Below are 24,687 nucleotides of genomic sequence, written 5' to 3'. Positions count from 1 at the left end.
CTGTAGGATACAGGTATATAAAATTATATGTAGAGATTTGATTTTAAAATACATTTTAAAAATCATTATTTTAGCATAAACAATATTAATATAACACAATGACTTTACTAATTGTTTACGCCGTACTTTCTATTTTCTTTTCCTTTCTATGCTCCATATTAGAAGCAGTATTACTTAGTGTCACTCCAACGTTTATTAATCTAAAGAAAAAAGAAGGAAAAGTATACGCCACTACATTAGAGAATTTAAAAAAAGATGTAGATCAACCTTTAATAGCAATACTTACCTTAAATACGATAGCACATACTGTAGGAGCAATTCTGGTAGGAGTACAGGCAGAACAGCTACCTTATAAGGTAGAGGTATTAGGGATTAATATGGTTGGTATTGTCTCTACGATTATGACGATGCTTATTCTGGTATTATCAGAGATTATTCCTAAAACAATTGGAGCAACTTTCTGGAAACAGCTAGCTAATTTTACCTCTAAAGCATTACTTGTTTTGATAATACCCCTAAAATATACTGGGATTTTATGGGTTTTAAGACTTACAACTAAGCTAATAGGAAGTAAAGGACACCATGGATCGGTATTAAGTAGAGAAGATTTTACAGCAATGACTGATATTGCCAAAGAAGAAGGTGTTTTTGAAGAATCAGAGTCCAAAGTGATTAAGAACCTATTAAATTTTAAAGCTATTTTGGCCAAGAATATCATGACTCCCAGAAGTGTACTAAAGATAGCACCAGAAAATCAAAGTATAGCCGATTTTTTTGAAAATAATAAAACATTACGATTCTCCAGAATACCAATTTATAAAGATAACCTAGATCATATCACAGGGTATGTGTTAAAAGATAGTATCTATAAAGAGATGGCAGAGGACCATCATAATAAAAAATTAGGAGATCTTAAACGACAACTATTAGTTGTTGATCGTAATATGGCAGTTCCAAATTTGTTCGAAAAACTAGTAGAGCAACGAGAACATATCGCATTAGTAGTAGATGAATATGGTTCAGTAAGTGGTTTAGTTACGATGGAGGATGTTATAGAGACATTATTAGGATTAGAAATTGTTGATGAGAGTGATACAGATGCTAATATGCAAGATCTAGCTCGTAAAAATTGGGAAAATCGAGCACGACGACTCGGTATTATAGAAAATGAAGAATGAGTACTGAGGCATATATAGAAACCCCTTTAGGAATTGCTACTATATCAGGCGATAAAGATGGTATTACTAGTGTTTCTGTAACCAAAGAAACTACAATTATACCATCTACAATGATACCTCCTTACTTACAAGATACAGTTGTACAATTACGAGAATATTTTGAGGGAGACCGTACTCATTTTGATTTAACATTAAACCCTTCGGGAACTGATTTTCAGAAAAAAGTATGGGATGAATTGTTAAAGATCCCTTTTGGAAAAACAGTATCCTATCTCGATATTGCTAAAAGACTTGGAGATCCAAAATCCATAAGAGCTGCTGCAAGTGCTAATGGAAAAAATCCATTATGGATAATTATACCCTGTCATAGGGTAATTGGTAGCGATGGCTCCCTTACAGGTTATGCAGGAGGCTTATGGAGAAAAAAATGGCTGCTAGCACATGAGAATCCTGTAAAACAGCAATCACTATTCTGAAACTTATTTTTTATATCTTAAAACCTAATGCAAACCAATATTTATAAATTAACCTATCTCTTCTGTACCTTAATATGTGGGCTGACAGCTACTGCTCAACAGACACATCAAAAGATCGTAATAAAAACTAACACCTTAGACTCTATTATTAAACAGGCTGATAGTTTATCTAAAAATAAGGCATATATACAGGCAGAATTAGCGTATACTAAAGCATACGAATTAGCAAAAAAAACCAATAGTATTGATCATGTTCATTCTATTGGTTTTAAAACAGTAGAGTTTTATGAACAATACGCAGTCAAAGACTATATCACTGCAATATGGGTGCTTAATGACTTGATTATGTATAGTTCTAAAACAGGAGACGATAAAGAAGTTTTCAAAGCCTTATTAGAATTAGGTTATATCTATAGTAGATTAGGGAAATATGTAAAAGCCTTAACATATTATAATAAAGTACTGGAGTATTTAGAATATTGTGATTACCCTGATCTGTATCGAATGGCTTATAACCATAGGGGGCAATTATTTGGAACCATTGGAGATACAGAGCGAGCAAAGAAAGATTCTAAAAAATCACTAATCTATATCCCTAAAGACGATACCACTAAAATTAGAATTGCATATCTAAATATATCAGCTGCCTTTTCTGATAGTGAGCCTGATTCAATACAGCACTATTCAAAAATAACAACTCAATATTGTCATAAAAAGCCTATAAACAGAATTTGTATTATGGCTTATAATAACATTGCTTGGTCTTATTACCTAAAGAAAAAAAATAAAGAAGCATTAGAAATCATTCATAATAACATAAATTTAGATAGTATATCTTATTATCAAAGAGATGATGATTTATATCCTACATTAATGCATACCCTAGGAAGCATTCAGTATGGGTTAAAACAGTACAATAAAGCCTTAGATTATTTTTTAACTGCTCATAGATATTTTGTAGACAAAAAAGATGTATCCAGCTTAATTCTTACTAAAGAGGATCTTTCAAAAACGTATGAAAAACTAGGTAAGCTAGAGCAAAGCCTAAAGATATTAAGAGAAATAAAACCATTACAGTTAGAGCAATTAAAAATTAAGGTCAATAAAGAATTAGCAAAAAACATAGTACGGAGCAAAGAAGTTATCATATCTAATTTAGAACAGACAAATCTTAAAATCAAAAAAAAAGTAAGTGATATAAGGTTTTTTAGCTACCTGTCAGGAAGCTTACTTTTTGTAATATTAATTATTTTATTATGTAGAAATTATAAAAACAAACTAAAATATTATGAAGTTAATCAAAAATTAATGCTTCTACGTCTTACTTCCTTACGTTCCTCAATGAACCCACATTTTTTATTTAATACCTTTAGTACTTTACAAAATTTTATTCTCAAAAATGAAAGTAAAAAAGCTAATGAGTATATGACAGACCTATCTAGTCTAATTAGAGATGTACTAAATGGATCAGATAGTGTATGCATAGATTTTAATGATGAGTTAGATATTATAAAATCATACGTAAAGTTACAACGAGGTCGATTCGAAGAAAAGTTTGATGTAGTTTATGACATAGATCAACAAATAATAGAAGATAACCCCAAAATACCCGCTATGATCATACAACCTTTTATAGAAAACGCAATCATTCATGGGTTTTCTAAACTATCAGAAAAAGGAAAATTAAAAATAAAAGTTGTTAAAAATAAAAAAACTATTCTATGCCGAATAATAGATAATGGTGTTGGTAGAAAAGCAACAACATCACATTCTAAACAAAATAAAAGTTTAACTCATTTGTCTATGGCAACAAAAAACACGAATGAACGTTTAGAAATCCTTAGTAAAATTTTAAAAAGCCATCCCAGCATACATATAAAAGATCTTTTTTGTAAGCATAAAAGACCTAAAGGGACTGAGGTGATAATTAATTTACCAACAATTAAAGATATTTACAATGATGGCACCAACCCTGAAATGTTTCATAATCGATGATGAAAAAAAAGATAGAGAAAACCTAAAATTACTTTTACAAGCCTATTGCCCAGAAGTAGAAATAGTAGGAGAGGCAGAAGATAAAGACTCTATATTAAATAAATTACCAGAAGTAGATCCAGACTTGGTTTTTTTGGATATACAATTAGGAGAGCAATGTATTTTTGATGTTTTAAATGAATTGAATGAGATTACATTTAAAATTGTTTTTGTTTCTGGACACAACCAATATGCTATAGATGGATACCAATATAATGCTCTTGGATATTTGTTAAAGCCTATTAAATTAGATTTATTGGTAAGAACTATCACTAAAGCAACCCAACTAATTGAAAAAAAGAAACTTAATGAAGGTTCTTTAAAAGATTTTAAAAAGTTGTATTCCAAAACTCATGAAGTACCAAAAATTTCGATTACCGACTCCAGAGGTACGCATGTTATAAAGATCCCAACAGTTATGTATTGTATGAGTAATGGTAATTACACCACTTTTGTTAGAGAAAACCAAAAAGAAATTGTAATCTCTAAAAATTTAAAATATATAGAATCTAAGCTACAACCTTTTGGTTTTATGAGAATTCACAGATCATACCTAATCAATTTAGATTATGTAAATACTGTAGCCAAAGATCAAGGGGGATATGTAATAATGGGAGATGATAAATCATTACCCATAGCCAAAGATTCTAAGAAAGCTTTATATAGTAAACTAAACGTAATATAACCAATAGGATACTGATAGGATGCTTATTTTTTACTTTATAAAAAACACTTCATACAGTATAATAAGCCATATATACATTTATAACAACCAAACACGTAATGCTAGATAAAAAGTAAATGCGTTTACTGTAGTTTTGTTGGTACACAAGCTCAATTTTTAGCACACATCGTTGTTAGACAGGAAAGTGAATATAATTGTCTTAATGTAATTAATTTTACCTAATTTATTTTCCATATAGAGTGTCCGGTTTTCCGGACACTCTATTTTTATTATGTGTTTATATAATGAAGAATACTGAGATATTTGAAGAACGAAGACTCTAAATGTTTTGAGTCGATGATAGATGTGCATAATGAAGCGAGTTAAATAAAGTTAAATAATGAAGAGATTATAAAAACATGAAGCTTTATAAACTCTTCATTATTTAACTGTAATTAATTTTCATACATTAGCTACATCACGATTTTTCGTTAGGATACTACTAATACATCAATCTTATATATAATGATAAAACGAGTACTCAGATTTTTGTTAAAAGCATTCCTCATCATTCTCCTACTTTGTATTGCACTATTATACATTTTTGATTATGATTATATTCTAAAAGGAGTTAGAGTAGTTTATATGACAGGTCATACTACTGCATATATAGATGATCATTCATATTTTGATAATCGTACTATTGAAAAAGGAAATAGCACTATAGCATGGCCAATACATTCAGAATATAATAAAATAGCAGCTACAGATAGATTAAACGTCATTAATAAAAAGCTAGGAACGGTTGCATTTATGATTGTAAAGAACGATAGTATTTGGTATGAAAACTATGCAGATGGGTATAGTAAAAATTCCAAAACCAATTCTTTTTCTATGGCGAAGAGCATTATTACAGCTTTACTTGGAAAAGCAATTATGGACGGACATATTCAAAGTTTGGATCAGCCGGTAGGAGATTTTTTACCAGAATTCTCTGACGGTCTAGCAGCAAAGACAACAGTTGGAGACCTTTCCTCAATGTCCTCTGGGCTTAATTGGGATGAGAGCTATACAAGCCCTTTTTCTATCACAGCAAGAGCATATTATGATCCTAATATCAGAGATGTTATGTTAGGTTTAAAAGTAGTTGATGAACCTGGGAAAATATATAAATATTTAAGTGGTAGTACGCAGCTATTAGGGATGGTAATAGAAAAAGCTACAGAACGACGTTTATCCACTTACCTTAGTGAAAGTTTCTGGAAACCTATGGGAATGCAGCATGAAGCAATCTGGCAATTAGATAGTAAAGAAAGTGGAATGGAAAAAGCATACTGTTGTATTGCTAGTAATGCAAGGGATTTTGCACGTTTTGGGATGTTGTTTAAAAATAAAGGAATATTCGCAGGAGAACAATTGTTACCTGCTGAGTTTACAGAATTAGCAATAAAACCAAGATTTGATGATGCTCCAATGTATGGCTATGGTTTCTGGATATCAAACCATTTGGATAAAAAAATATTTGTTATGAGAGGTATTCTAGGACAATATGTAATTGGTATTCCAGAAGATAATATTATGATTGTACGATTGGGACATAATAGAGGTCAGTTTGTTGTAGGAGAATCATTTACAGAAGACTTCTTCGTATATATAGAGGAAGCTTATAAAATGCTAGAGAATGCTCAGTAAATTAAACTTAGAACATATTTTATTTCTAGATATAGAAACAGTACCTGAACAAGAAAATTTTGAAAATCTAAGTGAGGAAATGAAATACCTATGGGGTGATAAGACTAAATATCAACGAAAAGAAGAATTTTCTCCAGAAGAGTTTTATAAACGAGCAGGAATATGGGCAGAATTTGGTAAAATTGTATGTATATCGGTTGGATACTTTGTGATTACAGGAACAACTAGGTCTTTTAGAACAAAAACATTTTCTGGAAAAGAAAAACAATTGCTAATAGATTTTAAAAATTTAATTGAAACCCATTTTAGTAAACAACACCATTTGCTTTGTGCGCATAATGGAAAAGAGTTTGATTTTCCATATATCGCTCGTAGGATGATTATTCATACGATAGCACTACCACAACAACTTAATCTTTTTGGCAAAAAACCTTGGGAAATACCCCATTTAGATACTTTGGATTTATGGAAATTTGGAGACTATAAACATTATACTTCTTTAAAATTAATGACAAGTATTTTAGGGATTCCTTCACCAAAAGATGATATTGATGGAAGTCAGGTGCGACAGGTTTTTTATGAAGAGCAAAATCTAGATAGGATTATTATGTATTGTGAAAAAGATACTGTTGCGGTAGCACAGGTTTTACTTCGATTACGGCAAGAAGAATTATTAGAAGAGAACGAAATAATCTCTGTATAATAAGTAGGGAGTACTATATTTTTAAAGTAAAAAAAAGAAGAAAGGGTTTGTTTCCTTTCTTCTATAGCAATCATATTATGACTAAAATGTTGATAAAGTCGAGTTTAAATAAAAAGAAATTAATAGATTAATCAAAATCCTTTTCATTTAGTAAAGTATAGGTAAATTTATTCCCAAATGATTTTTCGCCATTCCGACATTTATTCATGAATTCATTAAAATGTCTGGAGTCAGCAAATACCTGACATCCTGCAGAGTAAGCAGCATTGTTGTCTGTTCCCCAGTTCCCATTTTTAGGGCCTTTGTGTATATTGATACCAAATCGTCCAGTTTCTATAGTATCAGTATTGAGTTTTAAACTACCATTTTTGTCATTATCTCTATATACCGAAACATCTGCTAGTCTTTGGCAAAGTGCATGATATCGATTATTATGTTTATCAATTTTATAGACTCCCTTATATTGACCCTCTAATAAAATAGCAGTCCCTTTAGAATTTACAGGATTTTTTAAGTAAAATACGCTAGGATCTGTGGTAATGGGGTAATAAGAAATATGCCAATGATCTAGGAAGTTGTTAAAAACGATTAAAGTGTCATCGAACTTGTCTGGAATGAGATTTTTATTTCGTATTCCCACAATATTGATGTTCCAGTCTATGGATGGAGTATTATAAACTCTATATCCTTTTTGATTCATTACTGTTAATAATTTCTCTATAGGAGGTGTAATCATTGGTTTCCGTTTTTTTTAGATTTAATTTAATAGGTTTAATAGTATATATGAGAAATAAATAGTTCTATTTTTATTATTAATCAATAAAATATAGGGAAATTATTGTTTATGAAGTAGTACATCTAAGTTACATTTTTTATTGATATAGATACACTTTTTTAATGAAACATTTAAGCATGTAAAAAAATATAAGCATAGTCATAAGTAAATACGTATCAACTATGCTTATACTATTTTCTAAGGACTATTTATTTGATAATCATCTGTTTTGCATAACTTTTTGATCCATTAAAAAGCGTCAAGAAGTATGTGCCTGTAGGGAACTTCGATGTATTTATCTGAGTTTCTTTATTCTTAAGTTTAATCTCTTGTATTATATTTCCTTTAACATCTATAATTAACATGCTACCTATTTTCCATAAGTTATTATTTACAGTAATATTTACATACTCTCCAGCGACAGGATTAGGATAAAATTCGAATAATGAATTATCATCTACTAAAGTATCGGTACTAGAAGCACTTCTTGCAAAAAAGCTACACGTTCCAATCTGTTTCCAACTAGTATTTGTTTTTTCATATAATCTACCTCGATACGTTACACGATCTCCTGGTTGATATGTCGTAGAACCATTATAAGGAGCTACACCGGCACAAGGGTCAGAACTTCCTGTAGTCGTAGCACTTAAAATGGCGCTAGCATCAGATACATTCCCTGCAGCATCTTTAGCTCTAACACTAAACTGATATGTTGTATTGGCTGTTAATCCAGTAACATTCGCTGTAGTTCTTGTTACAGAAGTAATCTTGGTAGTGCCTCGATATACATCATATTCAGTTACTCCTACATTATCTGTAGCTGCTATCCATGATACTGTTAATGTTGTTGGTGTAATATTAGAAGCTGATACTCCTGTTGGGACAGAAGGTGACTGAGTATCTCCTCCATTTCCACCACCAATAACAACACTATAATCTTCTACCTCTCCATATTCAAAAGACTCGCAAGCAGTAGGAATACCATTATATTTCATAGAAACACGCATTCTTGTTTTTCCGGATTTAGCACCAGAAGGTACTGTAAAACTACCACTCACAGGCGTTGTTTTAGAAGCCGCTTTACTCCACACCAATTCTCCCGAATCTGCAAAATCATTATCTTGATTATAATCAATCCATACAGCATACCCCTCATTATAAGTCGTTCCTGTCCATTTTGGTGTAATAGTAATTGTATTAGAACTTCCTGTAGATAGATTAGTAGATTCGGTTGTAAAATCACTATACCCTCCAGTTCCTGCTGTAGATATTTTACTAATAGTTCCTAAGGTCACTTTACTAATATACTCATCTGTTGTCTTTTGACCATTAGAATCGCAGTAAGTACCACCACTATTATTAGTAGTAAAACTAATAACTGTACTGTATTCAGAAATAGTGCCATCTGCACATTTACTTCTTACCTGAACGTCATAAGCTGTAGAAGCTATTAAACCAGAAATAACCTTAGAAGTTTCATCTACTGCTAATGTTGTCCATGTAGCAGTTCCTTTTTTACGATATCGTAAATCATACTTTGTATTAGCAATAGCATTCCAGCTAATAGTAGCTGTAGTATTTGTTAGGTTTGTAACTTTACCTCCAGTAGGAACACTTGCTGTACAAGTAGTAGAATCGCCATTATAGGTAACTGTAACATTGGTAGTATATGCCCATGAACCATTATTGATGGTGATGATTATAGGGATTTCAGTTCCTTTAGGAGTCGTCGTTTTTAATTGAAAATCAATACTACCATTTTCACTTTCTAAAAAAGTTATATTGTTGTATTCTTTTGGCTGCCCTATACTAGTTATATACGTAGAATTAGAAGATAGGCTAACTTTCCAGCTCGCTTGTTTAACACTAAAACGTTTGATAGAATATCCAATATTGCCAGTTGTAGTTGTGATAGTTTGATTTGCGTTAGTAGGAGTTACTTTTGCATACTTGGCAGCCATTCGCATAATTTTTATATTAAAAGGAGTTACCTCATTACATAATGGGATTATCTTGCTAGAGGGTGGCCAGAACCCTCCATCATTACTGGACCCTACTTCGGGAGTCATTGCAAAAATTTTAGGCTTAGAGTTTTGTGTAGTATCATACATCCAATCATCAGAATTTCCTCCGGCAGTATAATTAACGGTTTGATTAGGAGTTCCATATGTGTAAGAATTTTCTTCGGTCATATATTTACACATTTTTACAAATGTACTTTGATCTGGGGTAAATGTATTAGCTTTATATCCCCAAGGGTGAATCAAAAGATCACTAAAAGAATGATAATTAAGAGCAGCAATGAATTTGTGTTTATTTACAAAATCTCTCATTGCTTTTGTCTCAGGTTCAGAGAATTTACTAGGGCCATGATAACTATCCTGACTAGAATCTGATGAAGACCCCCCTGGTGCTGCCCATTGATAACCATAATTACGATTTAGGTCAACGCCATATGTACCATTACCATTATTACGTCTGTTTTTTCTCCAATATCCAGATCCATTAGGATTCGTTTTTTGATTATGCACATATCCGTCAGGATTTATAATAGGAATAAAGTATAATTCAGTATTATCCACTAATGTTTTGATTTCTGAATTAGAATTATAATTTTCTAGCAGGTACCACATATAAAAAATATTTTGAGAGAGCCCTATGGGTTCTCTAGCATGGTGTATGGATGTAAAAAGAATCTCATCTTCATTTTCATCTGTATCTGCATTATCACTTATTTTTACCATATAAATAGATCTCCCTTCTACAGTAGTTCCTATTGAAGACTTGGTAGTGATAAGTTGAGGGTAGAGTTGTCGCATTTTATCTAAAGCAGCAATGGCTTCTTCATTAGTATGAAATCCTGCCATACTACCTAAAGAAAAATTGCTAGGAGAGGGTACTACAGCAGCATTAATCTTATTATTTTTACGAACATTACGTCTGTCAATTCTTTTATTTATTCTAGGATTGCGTTTAGCCAGATTTCGAATTTTTATGTTGCACTTTATATTATTTTTTTTGAGTAATTTAAGATCTGTAGCAGAAATTTCAGCAGTAACTTTACCGTCTTTATAATGATAATGATCTACATCAAGACCTTTTTCATACAAAGATTTTAGTTGTTCTTTATTAATATCAAAAACAACCCTGTAATATTTTTCTTGTGCCTGTATTGTGCAAATGTTGCACAATAAAAAAATAACACATGTCCAAATGATGTGCGATTTTTTAGTAATTCCATTTTTTTTCATGATTTGTGTTTTAAGAGTTAAGTAATAGTATTTATTTTCTACATGATTATAAGTGAAAAATGATAAGTTTAATCCCTCATTGAGGGTTTATTTCCCCGGCTTGCCTCGATATTAAAATATTTTTTTCGGAAGCATACCTAGTGAGCTTGCTCCGAGGTTGTTGATTAGAAGGTATAGACACTATCCTAATAGTGTACTTATAGGGTGTAGAAAAGTATCATTAATTTTTTATGAAGATTAATAATATCCAAATTAAGGATTACCTTTACTATTGATAAAGGTGATCCTGAAAATATGTCTGAAGGAATTTAAAGTTTACCTCTTCCGAAATAAAAGAATAACTAGGTTTTAATATTCTTTGGAGATTTCTTTTTTTTCTGTGCAATTAAGCTCAATGCCAAAATAGCAATGGCATTTTTGTTATGTTTTGTCATTTTAATTGAGTTTTGTTTGAGTTTAGTTACTATAAAAATAAGAAAAATCATTGTAAATGAATCACTTTAAGCTATATAAGTGTTTTGAAGAAAGTGATATTTAGAGGGATTATTTATTGTCTTTTTTATAGAATTACTATATGATGATTCGTAATTCTACAAAAAAAATCCTTTCCCATATTGCTATAAGGAAAGGATTTAGTAATTATACACTCAATTGTGTCCCCCAACACATCCGGACTCATATATCAATATAAGATAGGTGAACCCGACGATTTCCTATTATATAATTACTAACCAGCTAGTATAAAATTTATACTGCCTAATATGATTACTATCTCTTTAATTTTATTTTTTAACAAAATTAATAGATAAAAACAGTAGAGTAGCAAAACAGTACTAAATAATAGTACGGATGATAAGCCAAATTAATTGATTGTGTGAAGACGTTAATAAAATCAAATATAAAGGTTTAATTTAACAAATCACACTTTGTTGTTAACTTTTTTTTAAGATTTATTATAAAAAATATTTTTCACTAATAAATCTTAAAAATGAATTACTTATAAAATAATACTTAGAATAGTTTATTTTATAAGTAATTAAGAACGCTTCAATTCATACAAAAGAAAAAGCTCTGAAACTATTTGTTCCAGAGCTTTTTTTTTGAATTGTTATGATGTTACTGTTTAATAAATCTTTTTGTTAGAGATTTATTACCAGATGTAACTGAAATAAAGTAGAATCCAGACGGTAAGTCTTTTAATTCTATTTTATTCTCAGAAGTTTTTCCTTCTCTTACGGTTTGCCCAACTTGATTAATAATTCTAAAGCTAGAATCATTAAAAGCATTCATTTGAATCATAAGATAATCTTTTGCAGGATTAGGATATAATTTAAATAACGAATTATCTGTTAAACTTAGAGATGATTGTGAAATTTTATTGAAGGACGAGTTACAAGGTCCGATAAGTTTCCAGCCAGTACTCGTTTTTTCATAAAGGTATCCTCGAGAAGTTACACGATCACCTGGTTGGTATGTTTTGGAATTGTCATATGCAGCTACACCAGCACAAACATTAGTATCTCCTCCACCATTTGCCTCACTAATAATAACACTATAATCTTCTACTTCACCAAAATTAAAAGATTCACAAGAGGTTGGAATACCATTATATTTCATAGAAACACGCATTCTTGTATTTCCATTTTTAGCACTAGAAGGAGGTGTAAAACTACCGCTAACAGGAGTTGTTTTGGAAGCAGCTATACTCCATACTAATTCTCCGGTATCTGCAAAATCACCATCTTGGTTATAATCGATCCATACAGCGTAGGCTTCATTATAAATTGTTCCAGTCCATTTTGGTGTAATAGTAATAGTGCTAGAACTACCTTTAGATAGCTTTGTAGATTCTGATGTAAAATCACTGTATCCTTTATTTCCTGCTGCAGATGTTTTGTTAATTGTTCCTAAGACAACTTTACTGATGTATTCGTCTGATGAATTCTTACCGTTAGAAGCGCAATAGGCTAATTGATCGCCTTTTGTAGTAAAAGTTGTAGAAGCACTATACTCAGAAGTAGTACCATTAGCACATTTACTTCTTACCTGCACTTCATAAGATGTTGATTTTGTAAGTCCAGAAAGTGCTTTAGAAGATGCGCTTGCGGTTTCAGTTTTCCACGAAGAAGCTCCTGTTTGGCGATACCTTACATCATATGTTGCAGAAGGGATAGCAGTCCAGTTAATTGTAGCAGTTGTTGTTCCTATGGTAGCAGCTGTAACTTCTTTAGGTATGGTAGCAGTACATACTGTAGACGTTTCTTTTAATCCAGTAACGATAAGAGAAAAATTTTGACTACCTCCACTTAATGACCCTTTATTTGTAACCGTGATGGTATATGTTCCTGATGCATTAGCTATATCAATTCTTTCATAAGGATCTACGGTATTGTCTCCATTAGCACTAGTAGTAATACTTGTTAATTTATAAGGAGTGTATGTGGTAGAGCCTTTGGATACTCTAATATCTAAATCATTTACTAATACAGGAGTACTAGAATTTGTCGCAGAAACTATTGCACCTGGTAAGTCAGTCCAAGAGATAGAAGCTAATAATGGACTGCTGCCATCAGATTCTACAGTTATAGTATATGATTGACCATTAGTTAAGTTTAATTCTTCAACTTTAGAGCTACTACCTTTATCGCTTATTGCTTTTGCAGCAACTTTTGCGTTTAATAATCCCCATCCATGCACAGCATCAGGACCAGAAGGACCAATATCATCGGCAGTATGAAGCGCTAAACCTTTTAAGGTAGCAGCTTTCATGAAATTCCCTTCTTTATTATTATAATGTTGTTGTAATAGTAATAGTGTACCAGTTACGTTAGGTGATGCCATAGATGTTCCTGTATAGCTTTCATATGCACTATCACTCTGTGTAACACTAGAATATACCTGAGTTCCATTACCCGTAATATCTGGTTTGATTCTTAAATCATCAGTTGGTCCTTCACTACTTCCGCTATTTATGGTAACATTTATTAGGCTACCATCCGTATTGATGTTGGCATCTTGCGCGTTAGCCACAACCAAGTTATTTTTAGAAGTACCATGCCCGGATAATTTATCATATGCAGAGTTTCCATTTAAGGGAGCTCCATTAGAAGAGTTATCTCTACCATCATTACCAGCAGCCACAACCATTAAATAGAAAGGAGCATTATGCATAATCTGATCCCAATCTCTTGATTCATCAATATAGGCACCAAAATATTGATCAGGGATTCTGCTAGCACCATAACCATAGGAGTGATTAGATAGTAACATCCCATTGGCAGCAGCACTAGTTGCTTCTGTTTTGTCATTATTCCACTCGTATGTTTTAGCCTTTGCTTGTGGTGCCATACCTTTTGCATTGGCCTGCGCTCCAGAAGCTACGATAGTTCCTGTTACATGTTGTGCATGGGCACTATTTCCTACGAGTGTGGTAACCCCATCACTAATAGTAATTCTATTATTGCCACCAGCACCATCAAACTCTTGATGAGTGGGTCTTGTAGGACCTCCATCCCATACATGGACAGTCATATTCTGACCATCTAAATTTAAGCCTAAGGACCCTCCAGAGTTAAGATGATCTGCTCTAGTCGATTTGGCAGCACTTACATTATAAGGTACATAATAAATAGGCTCTCCATTTGGACCTAGTTTTTGAAGTTCTCCAAAACCTCCATTTGCAGTTTCGATTATAACTTCCCAACCATTTTCTTTTGCAGCTTGCATGGCTGTTTCTTTTTGAAAATTAATCTTTTTCTCTAAAGTCTCTTGCAATTGATTTAATTTTACAAGATTACTTTCTTGCATAATTTGCGTTCTTTGTACTGGAGTTTGTGCAAATAATCCTCCGGATATAAAAACCATTACATACATAAGAAGGATACTCCATCTTAAATTTTCTAACTTTTTTAAGCCTGACATGTTAATTAGGCTTTTGTTGATTTTTTTCATTTTGTTGAGTTTAAGTTGATAAATGTGTTATTTTTTTATGTAATTCATTGAAAACATCTAAAATTCTTAAATTATTATCACTAATAAAATTTTTTTCGATCAAGTGAAGTTAAAGCGCTTTACAAAACTAGAATATGAAATTAATGCAACATTGTTGCAAGAAAAACCTTTCGAATTTACTTTGTTTAAAATTTTGATATTTTAAAAAAAATGTGTATAAAATTTTAAAATGAAACCTAATTGAAGGACGCTTTAAGAAGTAATTATAGATATCATTGTTATAGTACTTGTGATCTCTTTATGTTGTATATGAGAGAATTAAGGGTTTTGTTTTTAATATCGTAGTTGTGATATTGAGGTTTAGGAGTTATAATATAATAAAAATTCCCTGAAACAATTTATTTTGTTTCAGGGAATTTTTGGAATAAATTATTTTATTGTTTGATGAATCTTTTTGTTAAAGTTTCATTGTTTGATGTAACAGAAATAAAATATAAACCTGATGGTAAGTCATTTAATTCTACTTTGTTTTGGGATGCTTTTCCATTTTTTACGGTTTGCCCGATTTGGTTGATAATTCTATAGTTTGCATCAGCAAGACCATTTATTTGAATCATAATAAAACCTTTTGCAGGATTAGGATAAAACTTAAATAGTGAAGTACTGTCTGTTAATAAATTATCGTTCATTAATGAAGTAGCACTATAACTTATTACAGGAGTTCCACAAGATCCGATTACTTTCCAATCACCACTTATTCTTTCATATAATTGACCTCGATACGTTACACGATCACCTACCTGATATGTTGTACTACCATCATAAGGAGCTACCCCAGTACAAGGATCAGTATCTCCTCCGCCATTTGTCTCATCAATATCAACACTATAGTCCTCTACTTCTCCATAGCTAAAAGATTCACAAGAAGTAGGAATACCATTGTACTTCATAGAAACACGCATTCTTGTTTTTCCATTTTTAGCACTAGAAGGTACTGTAAAACTACCGCTAATAGGTGTTGTTTTAGAGGCAGCTTTACTCCATACTAATTCTCCGGTATCTGCAAAATCACCATCTTGATTATAATCGATCCATACCGCATATCCTTCATCATAAGTTGTTCCAGTCCATTTTGGTGTAACAGTAATGGTATTGGAATTACCTTTAGTTAGCTTTGTAGATTCTGCTGTAAAATCACTATATCCTCCGCTTCCTGCTGCAGATGTTTTACTGATGGTTCCCAGTGCAACTTTACTAATATACTCATCAGATGTACTTTTACCATTTGAAGCACAATAATCCGTTGGATTACCTCCTCCAGAAAAAGCTGCTCCGACTCCTACAGCATGCCATGCATTTGTTACGCCTTTCTCTTCTGCTCCCCCTGCAGTATATAGTTCTTTAGCAGCTCTAATTGTAGCTGTTCGAGCGTTAGCAAATGTAGAATTCGCAGATAAATATAGATTTACAGCACGATATGCTATTTTTGCAGCTTTATCCATACCAATACCTGCTACATTATAGGTATCTCCATTATCATTTACTCCATCGGTAGCAGAACTACCTGCTACTGTTAGATAAAACCAAAAATTTAATACACTACTATTGGTATGTACCCCACAATAGTCATTGGTTTCTTTAATAGGAGTCTGACATCCCTCACCTACAGTAGCTGCTTTCCAGTTTGTCCCTCTATAAGTATCAGGACCCTTAGTATCTTTTGGATTTTTCATAGAACGTAATCCTACGCTTCCATTACGTCTATCAATTTCATCACCAATAAGCCATGTGTTTTCGGAAGGAGCAGAATCATTTCCATTTCCTTTAGCAAAATGCTCTACAGCTGCTCCCCAAATATCAGAGTACCCTTCGTTAAGAGCACCTGACTCTCTTTGGTATCTTAAATTTGCAGTATGTTCTGTTACAGCATGACCAATTTCGTGAGCAGCTACATCAATAGATGTTAGTGCATCAAAAACTCCGTTTCCTTCTTGACCATTAGATGTTCCATCCCCATAGGTCATTCGTCCATTTAACCAAAAAGCATTATCATAATCTGTACCGTAATGTACCCAGCTATTTATAGCAGCGCCGTTTCCATCATAACTATTCCTATTATGCTTATCTTTCCAATAGTTGTAGGTTTGTATAGATCCCCAATGTGCATCTAATGCAGCATTATCTTTTGCAGCATTATTATATTCTGTAGCGGTCCAATTATTATCACTATCTGTAAAATTTGTGGTTGGGTAACTTCTCTGTTTTCCACTATTATATGTATTGACCCCTCCACCTCTTGTATTATCTCTTAAGACATAAGAACCACTAATTTGACGAGTAGTTATTGTGCGATTTCCAGAATATCGTGTTGCAGCATTTCCGTCTGCAAATACATCTTCATCAAAATGCTCGAGAACACTTTTACTTGATGGAATAATTTTTAGATTTTTAGAAGAATTACTATGCTCTCCTGTATGATATATAGTTGTTTGATAATCTAGCTGTTCTCCTGTATGGGCATCAATAAATACATAACCTCTGCTTAGAGGCTGTTTTGCATAAATATCAATTTTGTATGCTAAATGATATTTAGTTACTGCTCCGTCCTTATTTTTAGAATCTAGATTTGGTAGAACCACCAATTTTCCAGTAGGTTTAGTATAATCTGCTGTTTTAGCAGCTTCTACATCTTCCCAGAAATATTCTTTAGCACCTACGTAAGCAATCGCTTTTTGTAATACTTGGTTTTGAGATATTTTTGGTGTTATGTCTAGGTTTGTTACATTGTAATATTCGCCATGTAATGATTTTGCTTTTCCATTTTTAAGATCAATTGTTGTAGTACCAAATTCTACAGGAATACCTTTGTAAATTTGCCGATATTTATCATGAGTTAATCCTAGTTCATCAGTTTCTTGTTTTATTTTTAAGTAAGTATTACTTTCATCTAAACCAAGGTAATTGTTAAAAATAGTTTTTGAACTTTTGAGTTGCTTTGCTTCATTGTCATTTATTTCAATAAATGTAGGTGGTTGACTAAAGCTTTCTTGTTTTTCTTGCGCAGTTAAGCAAGAAAAAGTGAGCCCTAATGCTATTGCTAGCATAGGCTTTCTTTTAAAATTTTTCATTTTTGTTGAGTTTGAGTTATTTTATTATGAAATTCATAATAAACACTCAAAAATCTTAAATTATTATCAGTAATAAAATTTTTTTCGATGAAAGTAATAAAAATGCCTTTGTATAACAGTTCGCTATAAATATACTCTTTTTCATACAACGTAATGTAAGTCAAATCTTACATTTTTTAATGTTTTTTCATCTAAAGACTACCTAAATACTTTAGTTTTTCTATAAAAAAAGTGCCTTTTATCTGTAAATAGAAGATAGTGTAATTGGAATTTATTTTAAAAATAAAGGAGACTTGTTTTTGTTAATTGAATCTTAAGTAATGCTTTGTTTTTAGGTGTTATAACTAGGGTTACATTAGTGTTGTTTTTCAAAAAACTCAAAAGCTCTTAATTCATTATAATATACCTTTCCTGCGAGATAAAATCCTACGTGTCCACCATAATCAGGCATTTCTAGAAATAGATTTTTATTTTTTTTAGCATCATCAATTGGATAACAAAGATTTCCTAGAAATGAGTCATTTTTGGCATTAAGTATAAGAGTAGGGATCTGTATGTTTTTAAGAAATTGTTTAGAGCTACATTTAGAATAATAATCCATTGCGTTTATATAACCGTGAGCTTTACTAGTATATAAACTATCTATATCGAGAAGGGATTTACATTTCTTGATATCAGCTATAGTGATAGCATCAGGAAATTGTACTTGTCGGTCATATAACTTCTTTTTTAGATGACGAATGAATCGTTTTTGATAGATATAATTTTGGGGTTTATTTATTTCTGTAAGTGAATTATAAAGATCACAAGGTACAGAAACAGCCATTGCACTCTTTATTTCTGATGGTATTACCCGACCTTCACCTAGATATTTTAATGTGATATTAGCTCCTAAACTAAATCCGCATATAGCTATATTTGTATAGCTATATTTTGCAATAATATGTGTAATAATCTGATCTAAATCTTCACTTGATCCTGCATTGTATGATTGGTAAAGGCGGTTTACTTCTCCACTACAATTTCTGAGATTAATTGCTACAGAATCCCAGTCATTATGGTTTAATAATTTAGCTACTCCAAGAATATACTGTCGTTGTCCATTGCCTTCAAGTCCATGAATTAGTACTACCAGTTTTTTTGAGTTTTGAGAGGAGGTATAACTCCAGTCTAGATCAATAAAATCTCCATCATCCAATTCAACACGTTCTCTTTTTTGATGTATCCCTTTTATTGTTCTCAATAAATTAGGGTAAATAGTAGATATATGTCCATTTTTAAATAACATAGAAGGGGTGTACTGAGATTCTATTATTGGCATTAGTATAAGATGTTATCTTTTGGTTTTTCTTTTTCGGGTAAATTTGTTTCATCTAGCATATCTCGGAGGTCAATTTCTATGGTTTTACATAATGCTGTCATAGGTACGTCATTAGCTCTTCCTTCAAAAGGGTCTTCACTATTGCTTCCGATTTTTTCCATGGTAGAAAAAAACCAACTGATTAATACAGATAGCGGTACCATTAAAAGGATAAACCATTGTTTTATATCGTGATTCATTTCGTTTAATTCATTTTCAAAAATATTTAATAATCCAAAAGGGAGTAAAAGAATAAATATCCAAGTAAAAAGAGTGCTAAAATAGGCATATTGTCTTGGAAAAGGAGTGTTTTTGATACGTTCACATTTGCCCTGAAGGTTATAAAACTCTTCTAATATATTATGAAATAATTGTTTGTCAAATTCAGTGATTTTACCTTCTTCTAGAAGTTGTTTAAGATGTAATCCTTGATTTTTAATTATATGGGTTGCAGGATTTTTTCTTTGAGTAAGATCTGTGTATTCTTTTTCAGAAATGAAATGTTTTGTGGCATCGCATGGTGGCTTTTGTTCACCATGCTTTTCAAACAGTTTTTCTAGTGTGGCATTTTCTTTTAGGCTAAAAGAGTTGGGTTGTCTGAGTTGTATTCTTAAGGCATTAATCCAAGCAATGTGCCTGTATATAAGAACTTGTTTTGTTTTTTTATCATCTTCCACTAAGCATAGTACTTGGTTTCCCCATGTACGAGAGTAATTGATAATACCACCCCAGATTTTGCGTGCTTCCCAAAACCGATCATAACTTTGGCTATTTTTAAAACCAATATAAAAAGCAACAGCTATACCTATTACAGAAAGTGGCTGAAAAGGAATGCTTATAAATTTCCATTCTAAAAAATGATATATTGAAAAAATACTTATAGAATATAGAGTGAAGAAAATAACATTTTTCCATACATATCTCAGGATAAGCCCCCAACCTATATTCCGTTTAATATACATAAATTTTTTTTGTTAAAAATAATGAATACTCATTAGCTTTTCAAAGTTTATAGATCGTAAAATTTCTAAACGAGGAGGTATGGATTAAATGGTTGATTATTCACTAAAAAATATAAACCTTTTATTAAAGTGCTTCTGTTATGCGTGCATAGCAAATGTTTTGTATTTTTGGTATTCATAAAATAGAAGTGATGTATTTAAAAAAATTTGAAATTAGATGGAACGATATTGATGCAAATCGTCATTTAGCTAATAAGGCATATATAGAATATGGAGCGCATACAAGAATGGCTTTTCTTATGGAAAAAGGCTTTGATCAACGTTCATTAGCTAAACTTAATATTGGTCCGGTAGTATTCTATGAGCATGTTTATTATTTTAAAGAAGTTTTTTATGGTAATCCAGTAAACGTATCTGTCGAAATTTCTGGATTAAGTGAAGATGGAATGTTTTTTGAATTTACACATAATTATTACGATCATAAAGGACGAAATTTTGCACGATGTGAAGTGATGGGAGCTTGGATAGATTTAGAGACACGAAAACTAATTCCGTTGCCCGAAGAAATGCATCAGTTTTTAAATACAATAGAGCATCCAGAAAATTTTAGAGTTCTTACTAAAAAAGATACTAGAAAGTTTGCAAAAACTCCGGTAGATTTAGATTGATTTTTTAGGTTTTTTAGTTACTAAATAAACTCCTATAAAAATGAGCACTGTTGCAGCAATTTTAATGCTATCTAATGTGTCTTTTCCTAACCCTATAGCAAATATTGATGCTAGTAAAGGTTGTAGATATATAAAAACAGCTACAGTGGTGGGTTTTAGTTCTCTAATTGCAAAAATGTTAAGGATATAAGTGCCAAAAGTAGCAAAAAGGATAACATATCCAATTTTTAGATATCCCTCAATCGGGATCATGTCGGGTTGCATTTCTAATAGTTGTGAAAATCCAAAAGGCAATACAAACAGAAATCCGATACTATACATCCATTTCATAAAAGTAAATGGATGATATTTTTGAGTGATTTTTTTTACTATAATAATATAGCATGCGTAGGAAGTAGCATTGACAAACACTAGAAAATTTCCTAAATTTGGATTTGATGCTGAACTAGCTCCTCCTGTACCATAGAGAATAATGAGTAGTGTTCCTGATAAACCTACTAAAACTCCTACTATTTTCAATACTCTTATTTTTTCTTTTAGAAAAATTATCGCTAATAGCAACACTATGATAGGAGTGGTAACCATTAAAACAGACGCATTAATAGGAGTGGTAAGGTTTAAACCTTCAAAAAAGGCTAGCATATTTATACCTACCCCAAATAAAGATGCAACTACAATTCTGGAATAATCTTTACGGTCTATTTTTTCTTTTGGTCCCAAGAAACTAATAGCCCAAAAGAGTATAGCTGCTCCAAAAACCCGAATAACAATAAACCCAAAGGGTTGCACATAATTAGGCATTACGTCTTTGGCAATTGTATAATTAGCTCCGTAAAATAAAGCTACAAAACTGGCTGCAATGAGTGCTAAAGTTCTTTTGCTCATTGATTATATTGCTGATTTAGCCGCTTCTACTGTTTTTTTAGCATTTCCAATAAAAATCTGGTTTTCAACTATAATAACAGGGCGCTTCAGAAATGTATAATGTTCTAGAATTAATGCTTTATATTCTTTTTCAGAAAGGCTCTTGTTTTTGAGATCACGCTCTTTATATAATCTAGCTCTTTTGCTAAATAAAGCTTCGTAGCTTCCTGATAGAGCATGCATTTCTTCAATTTGATCTAGGGTAATTGATTCACTTTTAATGTCTTGTAAGGTGAATTCTGAAGATGGAGCTAATTCAGTTATAATGCGTTTACATGTATCGCAGGTAGATAAGTGATATATTTTTTTCAAAGCAGACTATTTTTAAGTGTCAAAATCATCACAAAGAAAATTCATTTCACAATTAAAACTCATATTTTTGGCTAAAAATTAAGAGTCTTATGCAAGATCCTATAACAATAACTCGTGTTAATAGAAAATTATTAGAAAAGATACTGGATAACCATTCTTTAGAACAACTTAATAAAGTGCCTGAAGGATTTAAGAATAACCTGATTTGGAATATCGCTCATGTCGTTGTGACTCAGCAATTATTGGTGTATAAAATGAGTGGATTGCCTATGATGATTGATGACGAATTAGTAGGTTTATATAAAAAGGGGACCAAGACAGAGAAACTGGCTACTGCGGAAGAAGTTTCAATAATAAAAGAGCTTTTGTTTACAACATTAGATCAGACAGAAAAAGATGTAAACAATAAAATTTTTAAAACATTTAATGACTACGAGACGAGTACTGGATTTGTATTAAAATCAGTACAAGACGCGTTAAATTTTAATAATTTTCATGAAGGGATTCATCTAGGATATATTTTGGCACTTAAAAAATCTATTTAGAGAATCTTAAAATTAAAAAAAGAGGCAACGTCTTCTTTTTTTAATTTTAATTCAATACCTCCTTCTGCATAGGAGCTAATTTCGTAATGATTATAATAGAGTATAACTTCTGTATCAGAAAAACCTATTGTAGTTGGTAGGCTAAAAACATCATTTTCAAAAAAGAAACCAGTACTATTAATAGGTTCACTTTCTGAGATCTTATTTTTTATTCTAAATATTTTTTCAGCATAACTTTTAAACGCATCATAATTTTTGAATAGTGAAGCATTAGAAATCTGTTTTCCATTCTTGGGGTCAATATTAAGATAAGTAATGCTAGAGTTTCCATGGGCACCACCAGTAAATATATAAGAGTCTAATACAACCGAAATTAGACTATGTGATTGAAAAGTAAGTTTAGAATCAATAGTAACTTCATAAGGAATGATTTCATCAGGAAACTTTTTACTGTCATTTTGATATGAAGTATTAAATTCAGTAATAGCTTCTCTGAGAGTTGATTTAGATGCATTATCATTGCTATTTAAAATAGCAATGGCAGTATTCTCTATTTCTTTATTTACCCTAGTAGTTGTTTGATCTTTTTCGATAGTCTTTACTAAATTTACTACTATAGTTGCACAGTTTGTGCTTTTACAATCCAAAAAAGTATCTGCTGTAAAGACTTGTTTTTCAAAAGTGAAAAATTCTTTGTTACTACAGCTATATATCCCTATCAAAATAACAGCTAAAAAAATGAATTTTGGATTGATGTTAGTTTTTGTGTTAATCATCTACTAAAGGTATTCAATGAAATATGATTAGAATGAATTAAATCATACATTTGTTCTGTTTTTTTATGATAAAATCAGCAAGTTAATTTATTCTTGTTAAAAACTAATATATAGATGAAATTTAACACTAAAACAATTCATGGAGGACAGCAACATGATCCGGCATATGGAGCTGTAATGCCTCCGATATATCAAACATCAACATACGCGCAGACTACTCCAGGAGGGCATAAAGGATTTGAATATAGTAGAACACATAATCCAACCAGAAAAGCATTAGAAGATTCTTTTGCTAGTATAGAAAACGGAAAATATGGATTAGCTTTTGGGTCAGGTCTTGCTGCGATAGATGCGGTAATTAAACTATTAAAACCTGGGGATGAGGTAATTTCTACAAATGATTTGTATGGAGGTACTTATCGTTTATTTACTAAGATTTTTGAAGGTTTTGGGATTAAATTTCATTTTATCGGTATGGAGAATGCTGATAAAGTAGCCGATTATATAACTGATAATACTAAATTAATATGGGTTGAAACTCCAACGAACCCTATGATGAATATTGTTGATATTAAAGCGATAGCTACAGTGTCAAAAGAGCATAACTTGTTATTGGCTGTAGATAATACTTTTGCTACTCCATATTTACAAAGACCTTTGGATCTTGGTGCTGATATTGTGATGCATAGTGCTACCAAGTATCTAGGAGGACATAGCGATGTGGTAATGGGGGCGTTAGTTGTAAAAGATGAAACATTAGCAGAGCAGCTTTATTTTATTCAAAATGCTAGTGGAGCTGTCTGTGGACCACAAGATAGTTTTTTGGTGTTAAGAGGGATTAAAACGTTGCATATACGTATGCAACGGCATTGTGAAAATGGTGAAGCTATTGCGAAATATTTAAAAAATCACCCTAAAATAGAAAAAGTATATTGGCCAGGCTTTGAAGATCACCCTAATCATCATGTTGCTGTAGAACAAATGGATAGTTTTGGAGGTATGATTTCTTTTGTTACCAAAGGAAGTGATTATGATAAAGCAATTCAGATTATAGAGAATCTTAAAATTTTCACTTTGGCAGAATCTCTTGGTGGAGTAGAAAGCCTTGCAGGGCATCCTGCAAGTATGACACATGCATCGATACCAAAAGAAGAACGTGAAAAAACAGGAGTGGTTGATTCACTAATTAGGTTAAGCGTCGGGATAGAAGATATCGATGATTTAATAGCAGATTTAGAACAAGCCATTGGTTAGAGTATTATTAAATTAAAAAAATAAACTTGTTTTT

At 31.7% G+C, this 24,687-nt stretch carries 18 protein-coding genes; 9 read left to right on the top strand and 9 right to left on the bottom strand.

All coding sequences use genetic code 11. The features are described from left to right. Positions 1-98 precede the first annotated feature (98 nt). The 6 genes from N456_RS11865 to N456_RS11840 all read left to right on the top strand — a co-directional run bounded on the left by N456_RS11865 (position 99) and on the right by N456_RS11840 (position 6,747). A complete protein-coding gene (locus N456_RS11865; RefSeq protein ID WP_062057147.1) occupies positions 99-1,178 on the top strand; it encodes a CNNM domain-containing protein in 1,080 nt (359 codons plus the stop codon). Beyond that, the gene (locus tag N456_RS11860) at positions 1,175-1,654 is read left to right on the top strand and encodes a methylated-DNA--[protein]-cysteine S-methyltransferase (RefSeq protein WP_062057146.1); all 480 of its coding nucleotides are present in this window, start codon (positions 1,175-1,177) and stop codon (positions 1,652-1,654) included. The genes N456_RS11865 and N456_RS11860 overlap by 4 nt, the downstream gene beginning before the upstream one ends. A gap of 27 nt (positions 1,655-1,681) precedes the next feature. Continuing rightward, positions 1,682-3,649: a histidine kinase gene (locus N456_RS11855; RefSeq protein WP_062057144.1), complete on the top strand. Its 1,968-nt coding sequence runs from the start codon at positions 1,682-1,684 to the stop codon at positions 3,647-3,649. Next, positions 3,612-4,373 (top strand): LytR/AlgR family response regulator transcription factor, encoded by a 762-nt coding sequence (locus tag N456_RS11850; RefSeq protein WP_082422516.1) that lies wholly within the window; start codon positions 3,612-3,614, stop codon positions 4,371-4,373. Before N456_RS11855 ends, N456_RS11850 begins: the two co-directional genes overlap by 38 nt. 504 nt (positions 4,374-4,877) lie before the next feature. Next, positions 4,878-6,044, top strand: coding sequence for a serine hydrolase domain-containing protein (locus N456_RS11845; protein ID WP_062057140.1), 1,167 nt, complete (start codon positions 4,878-4,880; stop codon positions 6,042-6,044). Then, positions 6,034-6,747, top strand: a complete 714-nt coding sequence (locus tag N456_RS11840) for a 3'-5' exonuclease (protein WP_062057138.1) — start codon at positions 6,034-6,036, stop codon at positions 6,745-6,747. Before N456_RS11845 ends, N456_RS11840 begins: the two co-directional genes overlap by 11 nt. Before the next feature lie 127 nt (positions 6,748-6,874). Here N456_RS11840 and N456_RS11835 read toward each other — a convergent pair whose 3' ends face one another. The 6 genes from N456_RS11835 to N456_RS11810 all read right to left on the bottom strand — a co-directional run bounded on the left by N456_RS11835 (position 6,875) and on the right by N456_RS11810 (position 20,174). Continuing rightward, positions 6,875-7,483, bottom strand: a complete 609-nt coding sequence (locus tag N456_RS11835; protein WP_062057136.1) for a hypothetical protein — start codon at positions 7,481-7,483, stop codon at positions 6,875-6,877. A gap of 248 nt (positions 7,484-7,731) precedes the next feature. Further along, positions 7,732-10,773, bottom strand: a complete 3,042-nt coding sequence (locus N456_RS11830; protein WP_062057134.1) for a M14 family zinc carboxypeptidase — start codon at positions 10,771-10,773, stop codon at positions 7,732-7,734. A gap of 1,116 nt (positions 10,774-11,889) precedes the next feature. Further along, positions 11,890-14,694: a S8 family serine peptidase gene (locus N456_RS11825; RefSeq protein ID WP_205410269.1), complete on the bottom strand. Its 2,805-nt coding sequence runs from the start codon at positions 14,692-14,694 to the stop codon at positions 11,890-11,892. A 464-nt stretch (positions 14,695-15,158) separates the two neighbouring features. After that, the gene (locus tag N456_RS11820; RefSeq protein ID WP_062057130.1) at positions 15,159-17,852 is read right to left on the bottom strand and encodes a M4 family metallopeptidase; all 2,694 of its coding nucleotides are present in this window, start codon (positions 17,850-17,852) and stop codon (positions 15,159-15,161) included. A gap of 355 nt (positions 17,853-18,207) precedes the next feature. Then, complete coding sequence (locus N456_RS11815; protein WP_062057127.1) at positions 18,208-19,173, bottom strand: YheT family hydrolase; 966 nt, start codon at positions 19,171-19,173, stop codon at positions 18,208-18,210. Then, positions 19,173-20,174, bottom strand: a complete 1,002-nt coding sequence (locus N456_RS11810) for a bestrophin family protein (RefSeq protein WP_062057125.1) — start codon at positions 20,172-20,174, stop codon at positions 19,173-19,175. The genes N456_RS11815 and N456_RS11810 overlap by 1 nt, the downstream gene beginning before the upstream one ends. A gap of 191 nt (positions 20,175-20,365) precedes the next feature. Between N456_RS11810 and N456_RS11805 the strand changes: the two genes are divergently transcribed. Beyond that, positions 20,366-20,842 (top strand): acyl-CoA thioesterase, encoded by a 477-nt coding sequence (locus tag N456_RS11805; RefSeq protein ID WP_062057525.1) that lies wholly within the window; start codon positions 20,366-20,368, stop codon positions 20,840-20,842. Here N456_RS11805 and N456_RS11800 read toward each other — a convergent pair. Next, complete coding sequence (locus N456_RS11800) at positions 20,834-21,727, bottom strand: DMT family transporter (protein ID WP_062057123.1); 894 nt, start codon at positions 21,725-21,727, stop codon at positions 20,834-20,836. The genes N456_RS11805 and N456_RS11800 overlap by 9 nt on opposite strands. A 3-nt stretch (positions 21,728-21,730) precedes the next feature. Continuing rightward, a complete protein-coding gene (locus N456_RS11795; protein ID WP_062057121.1) occupies positions 21,731-22,078 on the bottom strand; it encodes an arsenate reductase family protein in 348 nt (115 codons plus the stop codon). 89 nt (positions 22,079-22,167) lie between these two features. On the opposite strand from N456_RS11795, the gene N456_RS11790 reads away from it, so the two are divergent. Next, positions 22,168-22,623, top strand: coding sequence for a DinB family protein (locus N456_RS11790; RefSeq protein ID WP_062057119.1), 456 nt, complete (start codon positions 22,168-22,170; stop codon positions 22,621-22,623). Here N456_RS11790 and N456_RS11785 read toward each other — a convergent pair. Beyond that, on the bottom strand, positions 22,620-23,399 hold the full coding sequence (locus N456_RS11785; RefSeq protein ID WP_062057117.1) for a DUF3298 and DUF4163 domain-containing protein: 780 nt from the start codon (positions 23,397-23,399) through the stop codon (positions 22,620-22,622). The two genes, N456_RS11790 and N456_RS11785, sit on opposite strands and share 4 nt — an antisense overlap. Positions 23,400-23,513: 114 nt before the next feature. Between N456_RS11785 and N456_RS11780 the strand changes: the two genes are divergently transcribed. Next, positions 23,514-24,653, top strand: coding sequence for a cystathionine gamma-synthase (locus tag N456_RS11780; protein ID WP_062057115.1), 1,140 nt, complete (start codon positions 23,514-23,516; stop codon positions 24,651-24,653). The last annotated feature ends 34 nt before the right edge of the window (positions 24,654-24,687 follow it).

This window comes from Aquimarina longa SW024, from assembly GCF_001401755.1.
GTDB classification, from domain to species: Bacteria; Bacteroidota; Bacteroidia; order Flavobacteriales; family Flavobacteriaceae; genus Aquimarina; species Aquimarina longa.
Note: the sequence above shows the minus strand (reverse complement) of the source record. Positions and strands in the feature narration are given on the sequence as shown.